The organism is Psychrobacter sp. 4Dc (assembly GCF_002836715.1).
Taxonomy (GTDB): domain Bacteria; phylum Pseudomonadota; class Gammaproteobacteria; order Pseudomonadales; family Moraxellaceae; genus Psychrobacter.
In genome coordinates this window covers 1-22,879 of record NZ_PJAT01000081.1, presented here as the reverse complement: position 1 = coordinate 22,879, position 22,879 = coordinate 1, and the positions used below count along the sequence as shown (strand labels likewise).

The following is a 22,879-nucleotide window of genomic DNA, read 5'->3' as shown; positions in this document are numbered from 1 at the left end:
TAAAACGTTATTAATTTTTACCATAATGAACCCAAAAGTATCTTAAAGAGACAGTTCATGATAGACACAATAGGTGAGAGACTAAAAAAAGCACGGAAATACGCAGGGATGACGCAATTGGATCTGGCTAAAGCCATTGATGCAAAACAAGGAGCCATCTCAGATTTAGAAAACGGTAGAAACAATAGCTCAACCAAGTTGGTTGAAATGGCGATATGTACAGGTGTGAACGCGGAATGGTTATCTACGGGTAAGGGAAAGATGGTTGCTGAAAGCAAGGAATGTGCTATACCACCAGATATAAATCAGTTATGTATGTACCCTATATATCATTACGAACAAATAGAAAAAGTGTTGAAGGGCGAACAAGTTACTACTGATGAATTTGAGCCATCAGTAAAAAGAAGCGACGGAAATGCTTATTGGATTATTATAGAAGACGACAGCATGCAACCTGTATTTCAGCCAAAAAACTTGATTCTCCTCAATCCAAGTTTGACTCCCGCGCCAGGCGACTATGTGATTGCAACCGACGATGCCGATCAAGTGATGCTACGCAAATGGCGAGACTGCGGCTTTGATGAAACGTGGGGGCAGGAGTATACGCAGCTGATAGCGCTCAACCCCGACTATCCAACTACTGATAGCCGGTTTACTGAGTTTAAAATACATGGGGTCGCTACAGAGCATAGAATTAAATTGAGATAATCTATTTTACTTGATAATTATAGTCAGCAAACTTTCTAAGACTCATTATTAACAATAGGCAGAGTTTCATCAGTGATGAGCATCATGTGTACAAAAAATCGTAGTAGCGGCGAGAACTGCCATTCATTCATCTGACTTCTATTATCTCGGCTAGCAATGCCAATGTAGGTAGTGTTTACTGAGTCATTAGAATGCTGCTTGATATCTTGGTAATCATCATCTGTTTTGGTGTTCTCTAGTACAGCTTTATTACCGCTCATAAGCCAATGCTTCAAAGGTAGCAGTTCTTTAGCGATACGTAAAAAACGCACTAATTCTTTTTTCTCTTTTCTTACAAATGATATGGAGGCTCTGCTATTAGACAGTTTCTGACGGCATATACCAAGGAACCAAGTCCAGTCAGGCTCTGATTTTTCTCGTAGCCGATAAGCGTTGCTTAATAGGGGTGATAGCAATCTCAGATCACTTTGGTATTGAATACTTAGCGGACTTAAAGCAGTAGTCTCTAAATCTGTTGGTTTTACAAAGCGGGGCTTACCGCGTTTGGTGGTGATGGCGGCAACCTCTCTTGCACGTTTTATTAAAATCTCTGCATCGTGCATAGAAATATTTGCCAGCTGTGCGGCTTTATTTAAGGAGGTTTTTTCATCAGAGGTCTGTAATAATAGTTGTATTCGGTTTAAACCGTAACGACCAAACAGCTCATCAGTGGCTAATGGCTCCGGGTTTAATAAAAAATACTTATCAGGGTTTTCGACTGTAAATCGCGGTGACTTGCGTTTGCCTTCTATAATACTTTTAAATAAAAGCTTACGGATACTGGGCATACTGACCATACCGTTATCATTAATGTCGCCGTTATCATTGATCATTCTTACAGTAAGTTTAGTAAATTTGGTAATATTAAATAGTGTTTGTTTAGGTAGTTTTATATCAGAGACGCTTAAAGCATAAGTGGCCATCAGGGTAGCAAAATGATTGTAATACTCAAAGCTACGCTGCGGTGACAGATGTCCCATCATGCCGGACAAAGCGTACCAGCGATCTTGTACATCGGTATGCTCACCGAGTAAGCCCTGTTTGATACGTAATACATCGCTGTTATCATAATCAGTTAATGCTCCTACTAGATCTGGATGACCCAATAGCACCAATGATAGATTACTCACCGCCGTATGCCTAAATCCATGAAAAGTATGCTGTGCAACGTTATCGTCTACCGAGATGTCCTGTAATATGCATTTGAGTAATTGAAGCGGTACGTGATCATCTATAGGACGGTGATCAGAGGATAGCGTAAAAATAAACTTATTAGAGTTGTTGCCGATATTACTTTGTACAAAATTGATAAAAAGATTTAACTCGTCAGGCTTTAGAAGGGCAAATAGGGGAACGCGGCGAATGCTGCTTTGAGTTTTGGTTGAGCGGTAGCTATTAGGTCTGATTACCAATGAAGGTGCAGCTGCTTTTAGACCTTCGATATCGTTATACTTAAGTCCCAGCAGCTCTTTTTTGCGCATGCCAGTACGATAGACCAATATAAATAACAGCGCGAACATTTCCCGCTCCAATATATCTACAGACCCTAATATCTGCACAATAATGGCTTGATAAGCTTGAGGTGATATCAGCTCCGCACGTACCCGCCGACCGTTTTTGGACTGTTGAATAGTTACTGGAGGCAGGTCATACTTATCCTTAGCAAAATCATGTATACGCTGAAGCAAAGAAGCAGAATAAACAAGATCGGTGTTACCGCGTACGACTGCTTTATATTCTAAGATATCATCGTAATGGACCTCAAATTCTTCCTCTGACCAGATATGGAGCGGCTGTGCCATTGTGAAGTATAGCCATTCATAGCCTATGGTTCTAATGTATTTCAAAACGGTTTGGTTAGCAGGTGGTTTTTCTCGGCAAAGTAAACTTAGTGCCCATTGTAATAAAATAGTCTCGCTCATGTCGGTATATTGTTCACAGCGCTTTTGCATTCTTTCAATAAGAGTAAGCGGCGTATGGCTTGGTCTTTTCTTTTTTTGCTCTTCGTCCAGTTTAAAATCTTTAGTGAGATTTATGATTAAATCAGATTTCCTCACTTTTGCTCTTTTAGAGGAACTGCTTAGTGTTTCCTTTCTAGAATTAGGGTTTGCATTGATAGATAGCGTTAAAATCTGCTCTAGATCGTAAGGGGTTTCTTTATACTTATAGTCTTGATGCAAAAAACGATCAAAATCTTTAGTCATTAGTCCGGCAGTGTTGTGTATGCCTCGCATGACTCCTACCGAGGCATTATCAATATCAGCGCCATCTAGCATCTCCCAATAATAACTGGCGTAATATAAAAATCGTGATAAGGGTGGTGGTTTAATATTTAAAGGCTCGGTCACCTCCGATAGAGTGCTTGTCAGGTATTGCCCAATCTTATCTTTAGAAAGATTGGCAAGCGTATGTTTTATCTCTTCTTGACTGCTCTTTTGATGGTAACGCATCAGCCAGCATTGACTGACCACATTCACAACGATTTGTTTGGTGTTATAAAGCTCGTCACTACTCTCTTCACGCTCATTACCATAGCGCTTTTGGATGAAGCGCGGCGAGACCACTATTCTTTCATTGATAAACGGCTGATACTCCTTGTTAATTAAAGAGGCAAGCCACCCTTGAAGCATCTGCACTTCATTGATGCCACCGTATACAATACCTGAGAATACCAGCCAACCTAAGATCTGCTCTTGGCTGTAATCGGTTGTTTGGCTCCAGTGATTCTGCACTGCGCGAATAATTTTGACTAGCGACTTACCATTTTTGACCCAAGCTGCATTTATAATCAGTGGATTAACTTTTGTGGGTTGCGGCGCGATGATCTTAGGATAACTGTACTCAGCAAGCATATAATGTTGGTTTTGATAATCTATAAACTGACTAACTGTTTGCCATGCTTGTTTTAGTGTCTTGGTTGACTTATAGGCTTGAGCAACCTCATCCTGAACGATAGTTTGAAACTTATCGAAACCTTCGTTAGATAAGGGTCGTAGCAGCTCATTAAAGCCACGTTGAAACTGACCTATCACTTGGCTCTGTGGCAACCATAATTCATCAGCATAACTAGTAGGGCTCTGTAAAGCCAAAAAGGTGCGATCACTTGACCAAAGCACTTGTCGGTAATGTTTATTAAAAGACTTTATAAATTTGATATTGCCAGGATAGACTTTTTTCAAGGAATCCCACTTGGTCTGTAAATCGGCAAGTAGCTGTATCTCACGTTTCCTTATCGCGTCACTGTCTTTGAGTATGGACGGGTAAGGCACGTAGCGCTTTTTTCTACCATCAAACTTAGCTAAGTCATCAATAATTCTTGGTAAACGTAACTTATCTATTAGCATGGTCTACCTCTGCGGGGCTTATGCCTACATGATTTGAATTAGGGTAGTGGTTGATTTTTAAGTCGGTTAGCCCTAGCTGTTCAGCGATCTGCTCAAACGCGGATGCTACACGCTTAATATCTGCTTTACTACTCGATGAGAAGCGCCCCAACACTTCTTGACGAGCTTTTTCATGACCAATAACCGTGTTAATTAGCGATAAGGAAACGCCAAGCTTTTCAAGTTGAGTACGGACAAAGTGGCGTGTCCAATAGGGGTTAGCATCAATGATGTGTTTGGTCATATGATAAGCATCACCGCGCTTAATGTCTTTTAAGGTATGAACCCTCTCAGATAAAAGCTTCAATAACGCCTCATCGTTACCTAAACGGATATCGTCAATGGTGGCGCTGATGTCATGCTTTTTTTGATGCTTAGCCTGATAGTCAATTAAATAATCTCTATAGTCTATTAAATAACGTACAAGGGTAGGGCATAGCGGTATTAGACGATCACTTTTGACTTTTTTAACTGGCTTGTCGTTGATGATCAGCCAACCCATCTCGAGATCGATATTATACGTTTTACCAAGGCCATTATTTGGTCGCACTCCAGTTAGAAGACAGAATACAAACCAGACAAAAATACTGGTTCGATTGAAGTGATCCTCTTCATTTATACTTTGGTCTGCCCAGACTCTCATCTCCTTCATGATGGCGTGAACGCTCTCAAGTTTGAGCGCAAACCCTGAGCCTACGGTATATTTATGCCAAGGAGTGATATAAGTTAAATCAAAACTACTTAAGCTGCTAAATACGCTTAGCGCTGATTTATAGTGAGCAATGATCATCTCACTGGTGTGGCTGCTGTAGTACATCGCTGGAGCATGTGGCGCTGGCGTGCGGCAAATGATATCGGCAATGTGCGCATGACAATCAGGCGTATAACGAGAGAGCACGACATGTAGTGCGGTCTCTACACGATTGACGGACAGATAGGGCAGTCCAAGATGGTTACGTAGGTTGGCAAGATATGAGGTAAAATCTTCCTTTACAGGCAACTCGCAAGCAAGCAGACTATCTATTAGCCACAATGGCAGTGGGATTTTGATAGTATCGGAATGGTTTTCATAATTCTCTTCTCCCAGTGTTGGGCTGGTGGACCTTTCGGTAATACCAAGGCTGTGTTTGATGTAAACTCTTTTATCATTAAGGCTAAAAATACCAGGATGACCAATATAGCCGGGTATCAGTAAGGACTTAACTGGCAGTCCGGTAATCACAGATAACAGTAAAATACCCGCACAAGTTTTATGAGTCTCTGATTCCGGTAATGTGCTTGCATCTTGGTTTAGCGCAGCAAATAGTGCTTGGTAGCCGGCAAGGGAGAGTAATCGCGTGTTGGAGTTGAGCGCAAGATCGCGCTGAGACATATAGTTTTGCTGTAGCGATAAGTCGATAGTTTGTAGCGGTATGGACTTTTTGATGAATGGGTCTGGATATTCACCATAGCTAAAGTAGGGCGCCTCAAAGTGGTCAATGCGCTCTTCAAAGCTGGTAGTTAACCCTTCATAGGTTTCGGTATTAGGGTCTAAAAATGCGAGATCTACGGTGGTAGCACTGTGTTCTATATCATCACGTGTGCTACCCCATTCATCATTACTGGGCGTAGTATTCCAGTTATGGCTCGTTGCAGTAGAGTCTAAGGGAAATGTCGATGTATTGTCTGCTAAGTTGATAGCTTTAATTTTAATATTCTTAGGTGGCTTCTTACGCTTAGGTTTTGACTTCTGTAATGCGTGCGCATGTTGATAGGCGGTCGTTATTTTCTCTATTTGGCTCAGTTTTGCTTTTGCATCAGACTTATACTTTTTTATTTTCTCTTTAAGTTTGGCATTTTCATCAGATTTATCTTTTGCTACTTTCTTTTCTTCGGTATGAGTAGCTTGTTTATTATTTAGCAATTCAAGTGCACTTTTTTGTTGCTCTAATAGGCTATTAAATACTGATAATATATACTCGAAGCTCATGTCAATATGTTCGATATCAGAAAGAGCCTGCCACAGCCAGACACGCCTAGGAGTCGATGAAAACTGTGCCATCTTAAATTGCATAAGTATATTTTTGGTATCGGTTTTTCTATCGGGCACCATGAGCAGCGCGGCAGTGTGCATTGCTATGGCCAGCCAAAACAGCCGCGATGAGTGATCGAGCCGCTGACGACTGACAATATCTTGCATTAAAATAAGCAATTGAAAAATTAGCGGTTTCTGTGCCAAATCCGTCCGATTAATCTGCATATATTGATCGGCAACTGGCTCATTTTGTAGTAGTGGCACAATCGTCTCTAATAAGTATTCAATAGAGTTATCAGCGCGCTCATAATCTTCATGCACTGCAATAACGATGGTGGAGATAGCCTCTACCACTGCTTCTGGGTAAACAAATCTTTCATCACTTTTTAAGTAATTAATAGTCTTAGCAGACAGCCATTGTTTCTGACTGGGAGAGGTGTCATTATTTTGAGTCATGATGATACTTCCTTAGAACGCCTTGCATGATAGGTCTGCTCAGTGATATTGATAAGTCGGCAAAATGTGGTAATGGCAAAGATGTTTTTGCCAAATAACTGTTGGTTCATCTGTCTATCTAAAATATTTTTTAAATGTGTGTAAATGAGCTTAATATCTAGCTTATTGTTATGCTGAGCGATGAGCTCGATTAGCTCATAAAAACAGAGATCAAATTCAAACTGATTCTTTGAAATGTATCTCACAGGTACGTCCTGTCTTAGCACACTAAAATTAACATCATGGCTTTTGATAAGGTGAAAAAGTTCAAAATTATTGACTAAAAACCATTTTTTGTCTTCTTTGATGAACAATGTAGTTTTAGTCCATACAGCGCTTTGCTCAAGCTTAAATGCTTCAGTAATAAACGGTCTGATATGACAGGTATAAATATTAAATAGATCAAGGATGCCTTGAAATATGAGTACCGGTATTGTCTGCAGCTTGGCAACTGATAATGATTTTGATGCCTTCATAAAATACTCCACTAAGATGATAGTCCAATGTGGTCAATACGCCTCATTTATTGACCTTTACTCATAGCTTACGAGTACTGGCTAACAATTAAAAGTCACTTCGCTTAGGTTTATAGCAAAATCACAAAATACACGACAGTTCGTGACGCCTTATCCTATTTTTATTATTATTGGGTGGGAGATTACGATAACTATCTAAATCACTTTAGAAATGAGCTAGAGTTAGCAAGTGCGTTGGCCAGTAAAAACATAGTTTAGAAGAATGGACTGGAGGTATGGCAAAGCCAAGATAAAAAGGTAGAGCAAAGAGCGTGGCTTGGATTGCGTCTTGATAAGTTTTTAGTAGATTATGAAGATAACTATCGTTTTAAATATTAATGATCAAAATATCCCCCATGCCCTAAAAAGTATCCCTTCATAAGCATTCTATCAAAGCTATATACATGAGCATGCGGATCTCCTCGACAACGTCCAACCATGTAATAACTGCGATCTGGTTTACCATAATCAAGTTCAACTTTAGAGTCGCAAATTGGGCAGGTCGAAGTGTATTCAGTGATACGAGCTATATTGTAGTCCGTTGGTCTGAATAGCTCTAATTCAGCATTAAATTGATTGGTACTGATTAGAAAATCTGGAGCCTTCACAATTCTCGTACTAGGTAGTGAATGCAGCGGTTTATAGACAAACCTATATGTAAAATAGGCATAAGCTAAGAAACCGAACATTAGCAAGACATTAATAAAAGATGGTTTGGCGCTGTCAGAGGTAAGAACATCAATAAAGAGCCAAATAAAAACAACGGCAAACAATATGTTTGCCAAAAAGCTTAGCATCAACAGAGACCATCCCAGATTCTGTGTAACTGCCATTTAGATTAAATGCTTACTGATACGGTCATCAAACATAATCATAAAACGATTCAGAGCAGACGTCCAGTTACGGATCGGCATCGACCACTTTTTAGACGCCTGCTGGGTGGCTAAGTACACCACTTTGAATGCTGCCTGATCAGATGGGAACACCTTACGCTTATTCACTGCCGTCCGAATCACGCTGTTTAAAGACTCAATAGCATTGGTGGTATAAATCACTTTTCTGATGTCTTTCGGATACTCAAAGAACACCGTTAAGCCCTCCCAGTTATTGCGCCAAGACTTGACCACATGCGGGTACTCTGTGCCCCAAGTCTCATCAAAGTGTTCAAGGTTAGCCTCTGCTATCTCAAGCGTATCAGCACCGTAGATGGCTTTTAAATCAGCCGCTACGGCCTTTTTATCCGTCCATGGTACAAACTTCATTGAATAGCGCACCATGTGTACGATACACAGCTGAACCTGTGCCTTTGGATAGACGGTGTTAATGGCATCAGGGAAGCCCTTTAGACCGTCAACACAAGCGATTAAGATGTCTTGTACCCCACGGTTTTGAAGCTCGGTAAGAACACCTAGCCAGAACTTAGCGCCTTCATTCTCTGATAACCACATACCAAGCAGCTCTTTTTTACCGTTAAGGTTAACGCCTAGGGCTGAGTAAATGGCTTTGTTGATGATCTGCTTGTCTTGACGTACTTTGACGACGATGCAGTCTAGATAGACGATAGGATAAACACTGCTCAGCGGCCGGTTCTGCCAAGCGGTGATGTCCTCTAATATGTTATCGGTGACTCTTGAGACAAGAGAGCTTGAGATGTCGACATCGTAGAGCTCTTTAATGCTCTCTACGATCTCAGTGGTGGTTTGACCCTTGGCGTAAAGGAATATGATTTTATCATCGAGACCTGAGATACGGGTTTGATGCTTACTAACGAGTACAGGCTCAAAGCTGCTATCACGGTCTCTTGGGGTAGAGATCTCAAGATCGCCTGTATCACTGCGGACGGTCTTTTTAGTGTGTCCGTTGCGCTTGTTTGGTTTATCTGCTTTCTCATGCTTGGGGTAGCCGAGATGGTCTTCCATCTCAGCCTCTAAGGCAGTATCGATAAAAGATTGCATGAGCTGCCTCTGAAAGTCTTTGATGTCATCGAAGCTGTTCATGCTACCAGCCATTTGCTCGGCCAGTTTTTTAATGTCAGATTGAGTAGTCATTGCTTATTCTCCTGTTAGTGGATTATAAGCAGTTACACAAAGTTTGGGAAAGGCTCCATCAACATAATAATAAAACCAATACCCTTAACTGTTTTTACCTTCATTTCATTGTTTGTGAAAAACAACTTTGAAAAGTATGAACCTTGAACATTCTTACTTGTTTCGCGCCGATATTCAATGACTAACTCATTACATTTTTCTAAACCATTTCTATTATTATTGCCTCTTAAATAAAGTTTAGTATCATTATTTCTAAGGGCTCTACTATCCGTTTTAGTACTATTAGTTTTATCGACACTGATTTGGATTGTACCTGCAGATGGACTTGTTTCTATCAATTCAATCCAAAATTGCTTGGCCTCATTCTTATCACTCGACGTCTCACCTACTATAGGTAATAAGCCCAAGTCTGAAAAATACTTCTTCCCTGTCTCGTGTGCATCTATTACTTCCCTAAGCTTATTTTGTAAATCATCTTTTTTGATCTTTTGCGCTAATTTCTCATCAACGTCTTCAAGCTTAGTTTCTGTCACTTTTGCATATAGTGTCTTGCGCAGTATAGGAACCGGAATCGTTATATTTGATGCGTCACTTTTTAATTGGTACTCGATAATTATTTGCAGAAACTTGAGTGATCTCACTCTCTCCTTTCTTTTATTTAACAAATTACTCAAAAATTTATAAGCTTCTAAGTGATTGTTATTAATTAATTTATCCGTGGAATAGAGGGGTAGCAGAGGTGTGAAGTAGGTGCTAAGTGGGTTATCAGTAATAGCGCTTAAAACTAACCTAACCTCACCACCTAGCAAACCCTAAGAGGATAGTAATCATGTTAATGAATGTCGCCGTAAACGAATTAGATCAATTGGTCAATATTAAACAGGTTGAAAAAGGATTGGCCTGTCACTGCTTTTGCTTCGAATGCAATGAACCTGTTGTCGCTAGAAAAGGAGAGAAGAACGAGCATCATTTCGCTCACTCTAGCAACAAGGAAAGCTGCAATATTAGTCCTGAGAGTATCCTACACAAATTCGCCAAACAAGTCATTATGGAAGAACAATCTATAGTGCTGCCACCGTTACCAAATAACGATGAGATGGAAGCTAAGACTTGGCAATTTGATCGTTTGGTTGAGGAACAAGCAATTGGCCCAATTCGCCCTGACTTGGTCGCTAGTATTGACAATGATATGCTACTTATTGAAGTTGCTGTAACATCGTTTGTGGACAAAGAAAAGCTAGACTTTATCAAACAGCTAAGTTTTAAAACAGTAGAAATTGATTTACGAGAGCTGTTAAGTCAAAGCATAGATATTCCTAGTGAAGAAGCAAGGCAGTTCATCCTAGAGCAAGTGCATAATAAGAAATGGTTATACCCTGAAGCTATAGAACCCAAAACATCATCTCTAGATTGGCTAAGCACACCTGATATATCGTGCATTAATAGTGAACAAATTAATAGCTATCAGAACGAGCAGCAATCTATGCCAGAAAAAAACTATGTTAAGTACCGTTTTACTATTAATAAGGTATGGGTAGATACTTGGGTGTTTAATGATGGCGGTATTTCAGTAAAAGCAGTTAACTTTAATCCAGACATAGCTGCTTTACTTAAACGTTGGAGTAAAGAGGGCGGAGGTAGATATACGCCAAATTTTAAAGCTTGGAAGTATTATAATCCTTTTGCTCATACCGTTCTACAACGCTTAAAAGCAATGGATAGTACGCCTAAGTTTTAAGAGTAATAGGTGTTTTGTAGATAGCTCAATGCATGCAACCGTGATAGGTGCGAAGCTGTCCATTTTTTTATAAGGGATACTGGTTTCGTTTCAATCCACGCGCCCGTGATGGACGCGAAGAGTGTTATGGCATTGAGTCTAATGCGTCCAACATGTTTCAATCCACGCGCCCGTGATGGACGCGAAGAGTGTTATGGCATTGAGTCTAATGCGTCCAACATGTTTCAATCCACGCGCCCGTGATGGACGCGAAATAGCAAAGCCGGTTACGGGTCGCTTGGATGATGTTTCAATCCACGCGCCCGTGATGGACGCGAAAATCAATTATGATTAGAGGGCTATTGCATAATGGTTTCAATCCACGCGCCCGTGATGGACGCGAATAAGCAATGCAGTCAGTCGCCAGGCTTTAGCTGTTTCAATCCACGCGCCCGTGATGGACGCGAACCAATCGCCAAGCAGTTAGGACTATCGCTAGAAGTTTCAATCCACGCGCCCGTGATGGACGCGAAGCATGAGATCAGCCACACGGATTTTAGGGAGGTGTTTCAATCCACGCGCCCGTGATGGACGCGAATAAGCAATGCAGTCAGTCGCCAGGCTTTAGCTGTTTCAATCCACGCGCCCGTGATGGACGCGAAGTATTAACTGCGTTATACCTTTCATCAGTTCTAAGTTTCAATCCACGCGCCCGTGATGGACGCGAATATCAAGTAGCTCTTGTGTGCCACCATCGCAGTTAGTTTCAATCCACGCGCCCGTGATGGACGCGAAATCCTCAATAGTCGGCTCAGGCTTTGCTTTTTTGTTTCAATCCACGCGCCCGTGATGGACGCGAAGAACATGGGGCACTTGGATAAATGATACATCAGTTTCAATCCACGCGCCCGTGATGGACGCGAAAGTCTTATTGTGCTGTCCGAATCATACGTTAGTGTTTCAATCCACGCGCCCGTGATGGACGCGAACTTTAGTCATTTTATTCTCAGTGCTATTTATTGGTTTCAATCCACGCGCCCGTGATGGACGCGAATCATCCCAAACTTCCTTGGTGCCATATATCAAGTTTCAATCCACGCGCCCGTGATGGACGCGAAGATGAAATGCGCTCGACTCGTGAGGCGTTGGTGTTTCAATCCACGCGCCCGTGATGGACGCGAATTGGCAGCGGCAGAAAAGACATCAGGTCCAAGTAAGTTTCAATCCACGCGCCCGTGATGGACGCGAACTTTGTATGGGATACGCGCTTTACTGGACTTGGTTTCAATCCACGCGCCCGTGATGGACGCGAACACGCTTTATAGCCGAGCTTATCTCGCCAATAATGTTTCAATCCACGCGCCCGTGATGGACGCGAAAGCGGGTTACAGTGCAAAGACAGCACAGCAGACAGGTTTCAATCCACGCGCCCGTGATGGACGCGAATTGGACGGTTGATGATGCAATAATAGAGCTTGAGGTTTCAATCCACGCGCCCGTGATGGACGCGAACTTTGATCTAAACAGTGACAACGCTATCACAATCGTTTCAATCCACGCGCCCGTGATGGACGCGAATATTAGCGGCAAGCGTTCAAACTGACGTAACAGTTTCAATCCACGCGCCCGTGATGGACGCGAATAAATTGCGGTTTTTATGTGCAAGGCAGATTCAGTTTCAATCCACGCGCCCGTGATGGACGCGAAGCTCAAAGAGCAGCCGAACGGTGAAATGGATTTGTTTCAATCCACGCGCCCGTGATGGACGCGAATAGCATTCATAACAACAATGCGCTTATCACTAGGGTTTCAATCCACGCGCCCGTGATGGACGCGAATACACAACGTGTGGAAGTAATGTTGCACACTATGTTTCAATCCACGCGCCCGTGATGGACGCGAAGCATTGAGTGGGTTGTTTGCGATTGACGGCAGTGTTTCAATCCACGCGCCCGTGATGGACGCGAAATCAATCATCAAGTCTTGGCGCGCTCATGATATGTTTCAATCCACGCGCCCGTGATGGACGCGAATTGGATTTGGCAAGGACAGTTTCTACAGATAACCGTTTCAATCCACGCGCCCGTGATGGACGCGAACATCGCGTAGCGCGTTATTGTTACAACCTTTAGGTTTCAATCCACGCGCCCGTGATGGACGCGAAATAAAGTAGTGACGACGTATGACGACCCAACAGTTTCAATCCACGCGCCCGTGATGGACGCGAAGCGGCCTTGTATTTTGTTTGACTGAGCGATAGCGTTTCAATCCACGCGCCCGTGATGGACGCGAACTTAAAGGAGAGTTTGACCGAGATTACACAAACTTGTTTCAATCCACGCGCCCGTGATGGACGCGAATTTTCAAGGCGATAGACTAGCTCAGCATTAGATGTTTCAATCCACGCGCCCGTGATGGACGCGAATGGCTTGTTTGTCGATTATCCAGCAACCAATGATGTTTCAATCCACGCGCCCGTGATGGACGCGAATTTTCAAGGCGATAGACTAGCTCAGCATTAGATGTTTCAATCCACGCGCCCGTGATGGACGCGAACAACCGGTGCCAGAGCTTGCTTTGATGATTGATGTTTCAATCCACGCGCCCGTGATGGACGCGAACGAGGGTGACGACGAGCAATTTACCGACGAGCAGGTTTCAATCCACGCGCCCGTGATGGACGCGAAGACTGTATGCCGTCCATGCCTTCTTGCTTGCGGTTTCAATCCACGCGCCCGTGATGGACGCGAATAACCCCTGAGCTGGCAGGCTCAGGGGTTAGTATGTTTCAATCCACGCGCCCGTGATGGACGCGAAAGCTGCAATAAGGATTTTTCGCTAAATTGCTATAGTTTCAATCCACGCGCCCGTGATGGACGCGAAAACAGCCGCTTATGCTGAGTTTAAATCTAACATGGTGTTTCAATCCACGCGCCCGTGATGGACGCGAATGTTTCATGTTGCATATTAATACCCTCTATTTAGTTTCAATCCACGCGCCCGTGATGGACGCGAAGAATCCATCTATCTTGGCCATTCATATGTTGCAAGTTTCAATCCACGCGCCCGTGATGGACGCGAAAGCAGCTCAATCGCACTGTCACGCTTTAAAGGGTTTCAATCCACGCGCCCGTGATGGACGCGAACTTATCATCTTTGCGTGGGTCATCTCGCCAATGGTTTCAATCCACGCGCCCGTGATGGACGCGAATCATTCGTCGGACTTGCCACACTACCTGCAAATTGGTTTCAATCCACGCGCCCGTGATGGACGCGAAGGTGTTAGTTTCATAGCTGGGATATATATATACTGTTTCAATCCACGCGCCCGTGATGGACGCGAATCACAGCAGGGCTAAATAGCGTGTCAGCAGGGGTGTTTCAATCCACGCGCCCGTGATGGACGCGAAGTGGTATTGAGTGCGTCCAAAACTACAGACGAGTTTCAATCCACGCGCCCGTGATGGACGCGAATGACGCGCCACACCATCCCAAGTGCTAGATAGGTTTCAATCCACGCGCCCGTGATGGACGCGAATAACCACTGACTCAAACTGACTCTCTTTTGAGTGTTTCAATCCACGCGCCCGTGATGGACGCGAAACCTCAACGTCTGCTGTCGTCGGTACAGCTATCGTGTTTCAATCCACGCGCCCGTGATGGACGCGAATTTCCCACTGGGGTAGCTTTACTTTAAAAGTAGTTTCAATCCACGCGCCCGTGATGGACGCGAAGTTCCCCTTATCCGTATAAAAAGTCTGAGTTTGTTTCAATCCACGCGCCCGTGATGGACGCGAACGACTATCTATAATAGGGTAGTCAGGATTAGATGGTTTCAATCCACGCGCCCGTGATGGACGCGAACCCCGATTGCCACACCTAATAGGGTGTATTATCTGTTTCAATCCACGCGCCCGTGATGGACGCGAAGGTTGGTACAATCAACGGCTTACCATTGTTATTGTTTCAATCCACGCGCCCGTGATGGACGCGAAGCTATTGGCAAGGTATCACGTCCTGACAATTTATCGTTTCAATCCACGCGCCCGTGATGGACGCGAATGACGATGGCGAAGGTGACACTTATGAGGATTGGGTTTCAATCCACGCGCCCGTGATGGACGCGAATACTAAGACTATCAATAGCGGTAAAGCTGATCCTGTTTCAATCCACGCGCCCGTGATGGACGCGAATCTATTGCATCCTGTTTTAGATACCGCCGTGAATGTTTCAATCCACGCGCCCGTGATGGACGCGAAGCAACTGGTCAGCAGCATCGTTTGCAGACCCTATGTTTCAATCCACGCGCCCGTGATGGACGCGAAAGTCGTATGACCTGGTATTAAAAAGTGAGGTTGGTTTCAATCCACGCGCCCGTGATGGACGCGAATCATGGGATGCGGCAGGGTTTGCGATATACCTAGCGTTTCAATCCACGCGCCCGTGATGGACGCGAAGCTACATGCGCTGCTAATAGTGGCGTATGTGTCGATGTTTCAATCCACGCGCCCGTGATGGACGCGAAAATAGAGCTGATTAAAATACTGCGCTCTGGATGGTTTCAATCCACGCGCCCGTGATGGACGCGAATTGCCAAAGAGACTGCCGATAGTATGGATTGGGTTTCAATCCACGCGCCCGTGATGGACGCGAAAAACCAATGCCTTATATTAAAAAACAGCGTCCAGTTTCAATCCACGCGCCCGTGATGGACGCGAATTGATTGATGCCCTAACTGTGCATTACTGGACGTTTCAATCCACGCGCCCGTGATGGACGCGAAAGTGTTGGTGCATATCTTGTTCTTTAGCCTCAAGTTTCAATCCACGCGCCCGTGATGGACGCGAATCATGCCATGTCCTCTTTAACCATTGCACAAAAGTTTCAATCCACGCGCCCGTGATGGACGCGAAGGATTTACCTGTGTCGGGTCGTTCAATTCTGTCTGTTTCAATCCACGCGCCCGTGATGGACGCGAACACAGTACCAACAGGCTGAGAACGCGCTATTGCAGTTTCAATCCACGCGCCCGTGATGGACGCGAAGCGTCCACATGGTCATTGATGTTTGATGACATGTTTCAATCCACGCGCCCGTGATGGACGCGAACAGTGCGTCTTGCGCCATCTCTACAGCTTCGATGTTTCAATCCACGCGCCCGTGATGGACGCGAACTAATTATCATGGGCGCAAAAACCGTATTAATAGTGTTTCAATCCACGCGCCCGTGATGGACGCGAATTGATAAAAAAACGGCTGTTTGTGCTATTAGTGTTTCAATCCACGCGCCCGTGATGGACGCGAAGCAGGTAATGTGCGCCTGATACGTGGTGACTGGTTTCAATCCACGCGCCCGTGATGGACGCGAACAGTTGTACGCAAACGACCTAGATCAAATAAAAGTTTCAATCCACGCGCCCGTGATGGACGCGAACTAAGAACCGCTTTACCGTTGAATTTAGACCACAGTTTCAATCCACGCGCCCGTGATGGACGCGAAAGCCCCTAGTCTAAGTCGCTAATAAGGTTAAGAAAAAACCTCGGAATTTGCGAACGTCTAAACTGTAGGCGAATTTGGCAAGCATCTCGCTTACCAAAGTTTTATCGTGATAAAATAAAGTCATTAAAATCAATCTGTTAAATAGTATGGCGAGACTATTGCGAGTCTCCTAGAGATTTTATGTATGCTATAGGTTCGCACTGACCTTTTTACAGTCAAATACTAAATTTGCCGCTTATTATGCCGACTAAAACAGCAATACATCGTTTAAGTCTAGCACAGGTTTTGCCCCAATATGTTCCACTTTATTTTGCCAGTTTTTACCAAGATAATAATAGCGCAAACTATCAACGCTATGATCGATAATATCTTCAAGCTTGGCTCGAAGCCGCGTCCACTCAGCTGGATTGACCTCGATTTCAAATACTGAATATTGTACCCGTTGCCCATAGTTCAAACAATGCTTGGCAATATGGCGTAGACGTTTGGCACTTGATGTGCCCTCTGAACTGATATCATAAGTGACCAATACCATCATAATAGAACCCTTTTTTTATTGCTTATTTAAGCGACTTACTTCCATAGGAACGGAATATAAGCATCAATATCACCTCGAATATGACGCGCCATAATTGTTGCCTGTAAATGGGGGAGCAAACCAAACGGTACGGTCTCTTCAAACCACTCATGATATATAGTCTGCTGTTTACGGTCATGCCATGCCTTAAAAAAGGTTTGCCGTGCATCATCCTTAAGCCAAACAGCGCCACTTGCTTCTTGTTTAAAGTCAGACTTACTTAACTGCTTTTTATTAATTAAAGACAATACAAATCTGTCAGCCATAGGACGAAACTCCTCAACTAAATCTAGTGCAAGAGAAGGGCGTCCGGGGCGCAACTGATGAAATACCCCGCAAGCAGGATCGAGTCCTACGGTCTCAAGCGCACTACGGCAATCATGAGTCATCAAGGTATAAGTAAAAGAGAGTAGGGCATTGACCGCGTCAGTGGGCGGATTGCGAGTGCGTTTAGGAAAGCTAAAGTCAGGGTTGCGAATAAAATGTGGAAACACACTAAAATAAGTGCTCGCCATCTCACCTTCCCGACCTAATAGATCAGGCAGATTTTGAGTTGCTAGAATTTTATTTAGACCATGCTCTAAACGCTTTTGAGCTGATTCTAATTTACTAATAGTTGCCTCATCTAGCTGATTTTTATAATCTCGCAAGTAGCGACGAATAACTTGGCGCTGATTATGCACTTTACCTAAGATGACGCTGTGACAGATGGGCTGCACTCGCTCAGGGTCATCACTGATACGATACTGCTCCCGGCGCAACAGCACATTGCCACTGACTGCGCCTTCAATACGCGCTTGAAACTTACCATAACGATTGAGATGGGTAATAGTAATAGCGTTATCGGTACAATGAGCCATTAATGCTGGTGATATCGACACCTGCCCAAAGCAGACAATTGCGTCCAGTTTATGAATAGGTACGCGACCCTTGACCTCGTAGTCGATATTCATAACCACGTTCTCGCCCTGCTTATTGAGCCATGCGCCTTGGGTTTGGACGAATAAGGTGTTCTTTAAAGGGCGCATAGGTTTTCCTAATCATTGTTTTAAGCATTTGATTCTGTTTTATTTTGAATGTGATTCTATATTGTGCTACGTTAAATCAGCTAATCCTCAACTATTATCAAGGAAAAAATATGAGCACCTCCAACAACGAAGCTGATATGTAAAACCCTAATAAAGGCACTGATGGTACTAACAAAGCTTATGATCAAGCGCAAGGTAATAAAGGCAAGCAATTAAGTCCGCAACAGCCTAAGAATGATGCGCAGCCTCAAAAAGAGGATTAATATCTGTATGCCAATAATAATACGTCAATAAATCAGTGATTCGTTTCCTCTAAACTGGTCGCTATTCTTTTGCTTAACCAAGCCTTAGCGTTTTTATTAAAAATCTTTGGATGACATATATCTTTAAGCGAACAGTTGCGACACTTACTGGTGCTATAGGTTGGTTTAGGCGTTTGCCCACTATCTACAATTTGCCGACAGTCATTGATAGCGTCTAAGGTAATTTGCCGTAGCTCATCATCGAAAGTCACCGCATGACGTCGACGGGTTTTACCATAAAATAATGCGCCTTTAGGAACAGTACAGTCGTGCATGTCCTCCAAGCACAACGCTTGGGCGCATAGCTGCACCTCATCAGCACGGTGTGATTTGGGCTTACCGCGTTTGTATTCAATCGGGAAGGGCGTTTTCTGACCATCATCATCGGTATGATATTCGACGACATCAGCAACACCTTCTAGTCCCAATGCCTCATGCCCTAATCGCAAGGTACGCACGGTCTTTATATTACCGCGCGTATCGTGACCACCAGAGTTAACCTTTTCATGCATGACCTGACCTTCAGCGGTAAAGATATTCTCTTCCCACGCGCACTCAAGCTCTATCAGCGCAAACTGACGTGGGCAGAATAGATAGTGTTGCAAGCGTGATAGGTAGAGGATTTGCATGATTTCTGGCTCTGAATTAAGTATAAATTTTAAGCAAACCTTATTTATTAAAGTTTGCCCAAGTGTCAAAAGTTAAGAATAACTTAAAATCCTTCAATAGTTTCGGGCTCCAATCCTTCTAACGCTGACTTTAATACGTCTTCATCAAACTCACCTTTATCATCAAGTAACTCTTTTAAACTACGATGAACTTTAGCAGACGAATATTGACCTGACTTACTGTTATGCTGCCACCAAATCACCTTTTTGACTTGCATACTGCCTTCAGGACGAGCTGATGACGCGTCGCCTTCAAACAGTTTGGGTAAAATTTGTTTTATCTTTTCAGCGTCTTCATCACTAAAGCCAGTACGCTCAGCTAACTGCGGGGTAATCGCACCATAAGTGACATAAATACCTTCATCAACGCGGTGCTTCATACCCATAGTATCACTACCTTTTTTCGTGCCGTCACCCTCACCGCTGACACTCTTAGTAATTTGAGTACTAGTAATGTCCACAGGTTGCAAGCTAAAGGCTGACTGGATAGTGACAGGTCCTCGGATAGGAATAGACACGCCATCCGCGCCTTTAGTATCTGCTTTAAAGGCGAATACTTGACCAAAAGCACGTACATCGAACCATTTATCACAGGCTTTTTGCGCGGTTTCATCGCGCTTGGCTTCGATATTTTCTTTTTTATTGGCTTCAAACGCATTCTTACCTAAGCCTACTTCTTCATCATAAGCGCGGTTTTTTAGACTGGTCATACCATCAGTTTTTTTCTCATCTGACTGTACAAAGATATTCTCATCAGACTCTTGCAGACGGTCACGAATTTTACGCTTTAAGCAAACATCAGTGATTTCACCGTTACCTGCAAAGTCAGTGCGAGGACGGTTACCATTTAGCGGATCACCATTTGGATTGGCATTATGCACCCCAATGATTAGGGCGAAGTCAATTTTTGTACTGATCGGGGTTTGAATAGAGGCGGTCATGATTTATCCTTTTATTAAATTTTAAATGCAGATATTCAAAAGTTTGAATTAAGCAGTTTTGTTAATCTCTTCTAAATGCTTCTTGTCTTCACGAGCCTTTTTTGCTTGCTGTTTATCAAGTTTTATTTGCATTTTTTGACTGTGATAACCAAGCAAAAACTCACCTGACAAGGCGGAATCGTTATTGAAGTCTTCAACGTCAAAGCGATTCATAATTTGGTCGAGTAAGTCCTGCATATTGGCTAGATAACCTGCACGATTTGATTTTAGACGGTTCTCATAAGGTTTGAGAGCCAGCTCAATATTGCGCCATGTGGTAAAGGGTCGATTGGCAAACTGCTGCATATAACGCTGTGCTGTTGTATTGCGCTTTTCGCCAGCGATATATAACGCCAAGCTCTCAATATCTTCGGCAACCGCTAACAGGCGACCATATAAATAATCTCGGCTGTTATAGTCTGTTTGTAATGCCACGGTATAGCTCCTTTTTTTATGGTCTGATTGACGCAAATGATATCCACGGTATAAAGCACAGGCGACACCTAATGCTTGCTCCCATTCCCAATGTTCTAATGCCAATGGATTACAGGCACGTTTAATACATAAATCTACCAGTTGCCAAGGGAATCGCCTTGCTTCTCCCTCCACGATACAAGGTAATACTTGCGAGACGACTTGCTTTTTAAGCGCATCTGATAGGCGAGAGCCATAAGCCACTTGTGCTATCAGCTTAGGTATTGGCGCTTTGATAGTCAGCTTACGCTCATTGGTATCGCTATCTTTATAAGTGGCATACCAAGAAAACTGCTGATACCAGCACGCTAAGGCATCAATATAATCGTTTGGCATGGTTTCATGATAATAGGTAACCGCCATACGCCCAGGGGTAGCGGCATCTAAAGTTATAATTGAGATTTGGTCATGAGCATCGAGCTGTTGACGATAGCCTTGCATAGTATTATTAAGGTGCGTAGCAAAGGTCTGACCTAGATTATTACTATGAGTAAGGTTATTAGATGGCTTTTCATTTACTGTGGTTTCATCTATTTCGCTATATTCCGATTCATCGTCTATTTCATCAAACTCTTCATCTTCAGACATCGCAAAAGAATTGGTTTCCTCTTCCTCTAAGTCCGCTGACTCAACGACTTCTTCAACATTGAAAGGCTCATCTTCATCAATCTCTTGAGTGGGCTGCGGGGTTTCTTTACCCGAGATTGCCCAAGCAACGACCGCTTGACCGGCATCTTCGCGCCCTTGGCGAGACAATAGCCATGATAGCGCAGCATGAGCTTTTTCAGTGACTACGGCACTGATATTCGCCCCTTGTAGCCCATGCGCTTCAATAGACTTTTTATTATCAGTAAAGCGACCCAAAAAGGTAAAACTGTCTAAATCATTGGCAGAGATAAGCTTGGCATTGGTGGCACTACGCAGGATGCGATTGGGATGTTTGCTTGCCAGCGGACTGTCTTTACCAGTGATATAACAAAAGCCATCAGTGCTATCAAGGGTGGCATAAAACTGCTGCCATGACTCAAACAAGCTCTCATCTCGCCATGTTTCAGGCACACCGTGTTCAGCTTGTTTGCCCAGTTCTGTAGCAGTGACGCGCCAAGCAATAAACGCTGCGCCTTGGTCGAAGACTCCTTTGTTTTTATTCAACGATGACAAAAGGCTATCAGGATAATCGCTAGCTTGTTCAGGGTAGGCAAGTTTGCTGGTATCATCAGGGTCAGCAATCAAAACATTCGCCTCTAATAAATCTTGGACTAGCGTGCCCTTTTGTACATAATTGAGAACAGCTTGTGCTTTTGGATGAGCGTATTCTGACTGACACCAAGTAGATAGCTCTTGCTCGTACAAAGGATATAAATCCTTTTTACTGCCATCGCTATACTCATGAAAGTCTTTACCAACATATTGCAACTTATCGGATAGTGGGTGCGCTACAGCACCCGAAGTACGGTTAGCAGAATCATTGGTCGCTGGAATAACTAAGTAGCTTGATTTAACCTTACCGTTGCCGTCTCGGCATACCTCAACATTAACGAAGTCGCCTTTATCGTTGATAGTAACAATAATTTGCACGTTTTGATTGACATGATAATAAGGCATTAAGCTGCTTTCTTGCGCTTGAATCTCTTCGTTCTGGCTAGCCAGCTCATAGGTTTGATATAGTCGTTGCAACCAGCTCATAGCGACTCCTCCGTACTGGTGACAGACTCAATATTCTCATCAAGCGTAAAGGTCTTAGCGCTCATAGCGCGGACAAATCGATTGGGCATACTGTTATTACTGTCAGCTTGCAAGTCATCAGTGGGCTTAGGGAACTCTATAACCCCAAAACGCATCACAGCGTGCCAAAAGCGACTGTGCAATTCATCTATGCCAGTCTCATCAGGATAAGCAAAACTATGAAACATCAGCCCGTATCCCAGCTCATCAGTATCATCATAAGCGCCTGTACCACTACCAAACACGCAAGGTTCGACATAGCCTTGACATTCTCTCGCGCCTAAAAATATATCTTGCCGACCGCCTTTATCGACCATACGCTTGGCAATACTATAATGCTTGCCATCTATGCGATCCGCTTCAAGCTCTGGACGGTACATATTCCATTCAAAATGTGCTTGTACTTGATAAGCTACGTCATGAAGATAAGTGTAATAAGCCAAATCATTGCCGTCTTTATGATATCTAATCGGCTTCATACCTTTGGTTTGTGTACGAATCGGGTTTATCACCCGTACTTTATCGATATACCAAATGATACTAGGCTTCCAGTAAATGCTTTTACAGACGCCTTTTAAGGCTTCATAAGTAGGCAAGTGGTAGCTGGTCTTTTCACCACCAATGCGAGTGATAGGATCGGTGAATAAGGCGTGCCGTCCGGTGAGTAAAAATTCGATTGAGTTTTTTGGTTTATCCATAATATAC

At 43.5% G+C, this 22,879-nt stretch carries 14 protein-coding genes and 1 CRISPR repeat array; of the genes, 2 read left to right on the top strand and 12 right to left on the bottom strand.

All coding sequences use genetic code 11. The features are described 5' to 3' along the window. Positions 1–57: 57 nt before the first annotated feature. Positions 58–708 carry an XRE family transcriptional regulator gene (locus CXF61_RS04935; protein ID WP_165597385.1) on the top strand — a complete coding sequence of 217 codons (651 nt, stop codon included), beginning with the start codon at positions 58–60 and terminating at the stop codon, positions 706–708. Positions 709–743: 35 nt separating this feature from the next. Here CXF61_RS04935 and CXF61_RS04930 read toward each other — a convergent pair whose 3' ends face one another. From CXF61_RS04930 to CXF61_RS04905, 6 genes are all read right to left on the bottom strand, one after another. Next, positions 744–4,091 carry a tyrosine-type recombinase/integrase gene (locus CXF61_RS04930; protein ID WP_165597384.1) on the bottom strand — a complete coding sequence of 1,116 codons (3,348 nt, stop codon included), beginning with the start codon at positions 4,089–4,091 and terminating at the stop codon, positions 744–746. After that, positions 4,078–6,600, bottom strand: a complete 2,523-nt coding sequence (locus tag CXF61_RS04925) for a site-specific integrase (protein WP_165597383.1) — start codon at positions 6,598–6,600, stop codon at positions 4,078–4,080. Before CXF61_RS04925 ends, CXF61_RS04930 begins: the two co-directional genes overlap by 14 nt. Further along, positions 6,597–7,115: a hypothetical protein gene (locus CXF61_RS04920; protein ID WP_165597382.1), complete on the bottom strand. Its 519-nt coding sequence runs from the start codon at positions 7,113–7,115 to the stop codon at positions 6,597–6,599. Before CXF61_RS04920 ends, CXF61_RS04925 begins: the two co-directional genes overlap by 4 nt. A 374-nt stretch (positions 7,116–7,489) precedes the next feature. Next, positions 7,490–7,987, bottom strand: a complete 498-nt coding sequence (locus CXF61_RS04915) for a hypothetical protein (RefSeq protein WP_165597381.1) — start codon at positions 7,985–7,987, stop codon at positions 7,490–7,492. Then, positions 7,988–9,202 carry an IS256 family transposase gene (locus CXF61_RS04910; protein ID WP_165597380.1) on the bottom strand — a complete coding sequence of 405 codons (1,215 nt, stop codon included), beginning with the start codon at positions 9,200–9,202 and terminating at the stop codon, positions 7,988–7,990. A gap of 32 nt (positions 9,203–9,234) precedes the next feature. Beyond that, positions 9,235–9,843: a hypothetical protein gene (locus CXF61_RS04905; RefSeq protein WP_165597379.1), complete on the bottom strand. Its 609-nt coding sequence runs from the start codon at positions 9,841–9,843 to the stop codon at positions 9,235–9,237. Positions 9,844–10,031: 188 nt separating this feature from the next. Between CXF61_RS04905 and CXF61_RS04900 the strand changes: the two genes are divergently transcribed. Beyond that, positions 10,032–10,940, top strand: a complete 909-nt coding sequence (locus CXF61_RS04900) for a competence protein CoiA family protein (protein WP_165597378.1) — start codon at positions 10,032–10,034, stop codon at positions 10,938–10,940. A gap of 87 nt (positions 10,941–11,027) precedes the next feature. Then, positions 11,028–16,420: direct repeats of the CRISPR family, unit length 32 nt; unit sequence GTTTCAATCCACGCGCCCGTGATGGACGCGAA. A 247-nt stretch (positions 16,421–16,667) separates the two neighbouring features. Here the strand turns inward: CXF61_RS04900 and cas2 are convergent. From cas2 to cas5c, 6 genes are all read right to left on the bottom strand, one after another. After that, complete coding sequence (gene cas2 / locus CXF61_RS04895) at positions 16,668–16,958, bottom strand: CRISPR-associated endonuclease Cas2 (protein WP_165597377.1); 291 nt, start codon at positions 16,956–16,958, stop codon at positions 16,668–16,670. Positions 16,959–16,993: 35 nt separating this feature from the next. Then, positions 16,994–18,025 (bottom strand): type I-C CRISPR-associated endonuclease Cas1c, encoded by a 1,032-nt coding sequence (gene cas1c / locus CXF61_RS04890; protein ID WP_165597376.1) that lies wholly within the window; start codon positions 18,023–18,025, stop codon positions 16,994–16,996. A gap of 295 nt (positions 18,026–18,320) precedes the next feature. Next, positions 18,321–18,956, bottom strand: coding sequence for a CRISPR-associated protein Cas4 (gene cas4 / locus CXF61_RS04885; protein WP_165597375.1), 636 nt, complete (start codon positions 18,954–18,956; stop codon positions 18,321–18,323). A gap of 83 nt (positions 18,957–19,039) precedes the next feature. Further along, positions 19,040–19,936, bottom strand: coding sequence for a type I-C CRISPR-associated protein Cas7/Csd2 (gene cas7c, locus CXF61_RS04880; protein ID WP_165597374.1), 897 nt, complete (start codon positions 19,934–19,936; stop codon positions 19,040–19,042). Positions 19,937–19,984: 48 nt separating this feature from the next. Next, a complete protein-coding gene (gene cas8c, locus CXF61_RS04875; protein ID WP_165597373.1) occupies positions 19,985–22,135 on the bottom strand; it encodes a type I-C CRISPR-associated protein Cas8c/Csd1 in 2,151 nt (716 codons plus the stop codon). After that, a complete protein-coding gene (gene cas5c, locus CXF61_RS04870; RefSeq protein ID WP_165597396.1) occupies positions 22,132–22,872 on the bottom strand; it encodes a type I-C CRISPR-associated protein Cas5c in 741 nt (246 codons plus the stop codon). Before cas5c ends, cas8c begins: the two co-directional genes overlap by 4 nt. Positions 22,873–22,879: the final 7 nt, after the last annotated feature.

Coding starts and splice junctions, on each gene's coding strand:
- CXF61_RS04935 (WP_165597385.1), top strand. CDS start 58: ATGATAGACACAATAGGTGAGAGACTAAAAAAAGCACGGAAATACGCA.
- CXF61_RS04930 (WP_165597384.1), bottom strand. CDS start 4,091: ATGCTAATAGATAAGTTACGTTTACCAAGAATTATTGATGACTTAGCT.
- CXF61_RS04925 (WP_165597383.1), bottom strand. CDS start 6,600: ATGACTCAAAATAATGACACCTCTCCCAGTCAGAAACAATGGCTGTCT.
- CXF61_RS04920 (WP_165597382.1), bottom strand. CDS start 7,115: ATGAAGGCATCAAAATCATTATCAGTTGCCAAGCTGCAGACAATACCG.
- CXF61_RS04915 (WP_165597381.1), bottom strand. CDS start 7,987: ATGGCAGTTACACAGAATCTGGGATGGTCTCTGTTGATGCTAAGCTTT.
- CXF61_RS04910 (WP_165597380.1), bottom strand. CDS start 9,202: ATGACTACTCAATCTGACATTAAAAAACTGGCCGAGCAAATGGCTGGT.
- CXF61_RS04900 (WP_165597378.1), top strand. CDS start 10,032: ATGTTAATGAATGTCGCCGTAAACGAATTAGATCAATTGGTCAATATT.
- cas2 (WP_165597377.1), bottom strand. CDS start 16,958: ATGATGGTATTGGTCACTTATGATATCAGTTCAGAGGGCACATCAAGT.
- cas1c (WP_165597376.1), bottom strand. CDS start 18,025: ATGCGCCCTTTAAAGAACACCTTATTCGTCCAAACCCAAGGCGCATGG.
- cas4 (WP_165597375.1), bottom strand. CDS start 18,956: ATGCAAATCCTCTACCTATCACGCTTGCAACACTATCTATTCTGCCCA.
- cas7c (WP_165597374.1), bottom strand. CDS start 19,936: ATGACCGCCTCTATTCAAACCCCGATCAGTACAAAAATTGACTTCGCC.
- cas8c (WP_165597373.1), bottom strand. CDS start 22,135: ATGAGCTGGTTGCAACGACTATATCAAACCTATGAGCTGGCTAGCCAG.
- cas5c (WP_165597396.1), bottom strand. CDS start 22,872: ATGGATAAACCAAAAAACTCAATCGAATTTTTACTCACCGGACGGCAC.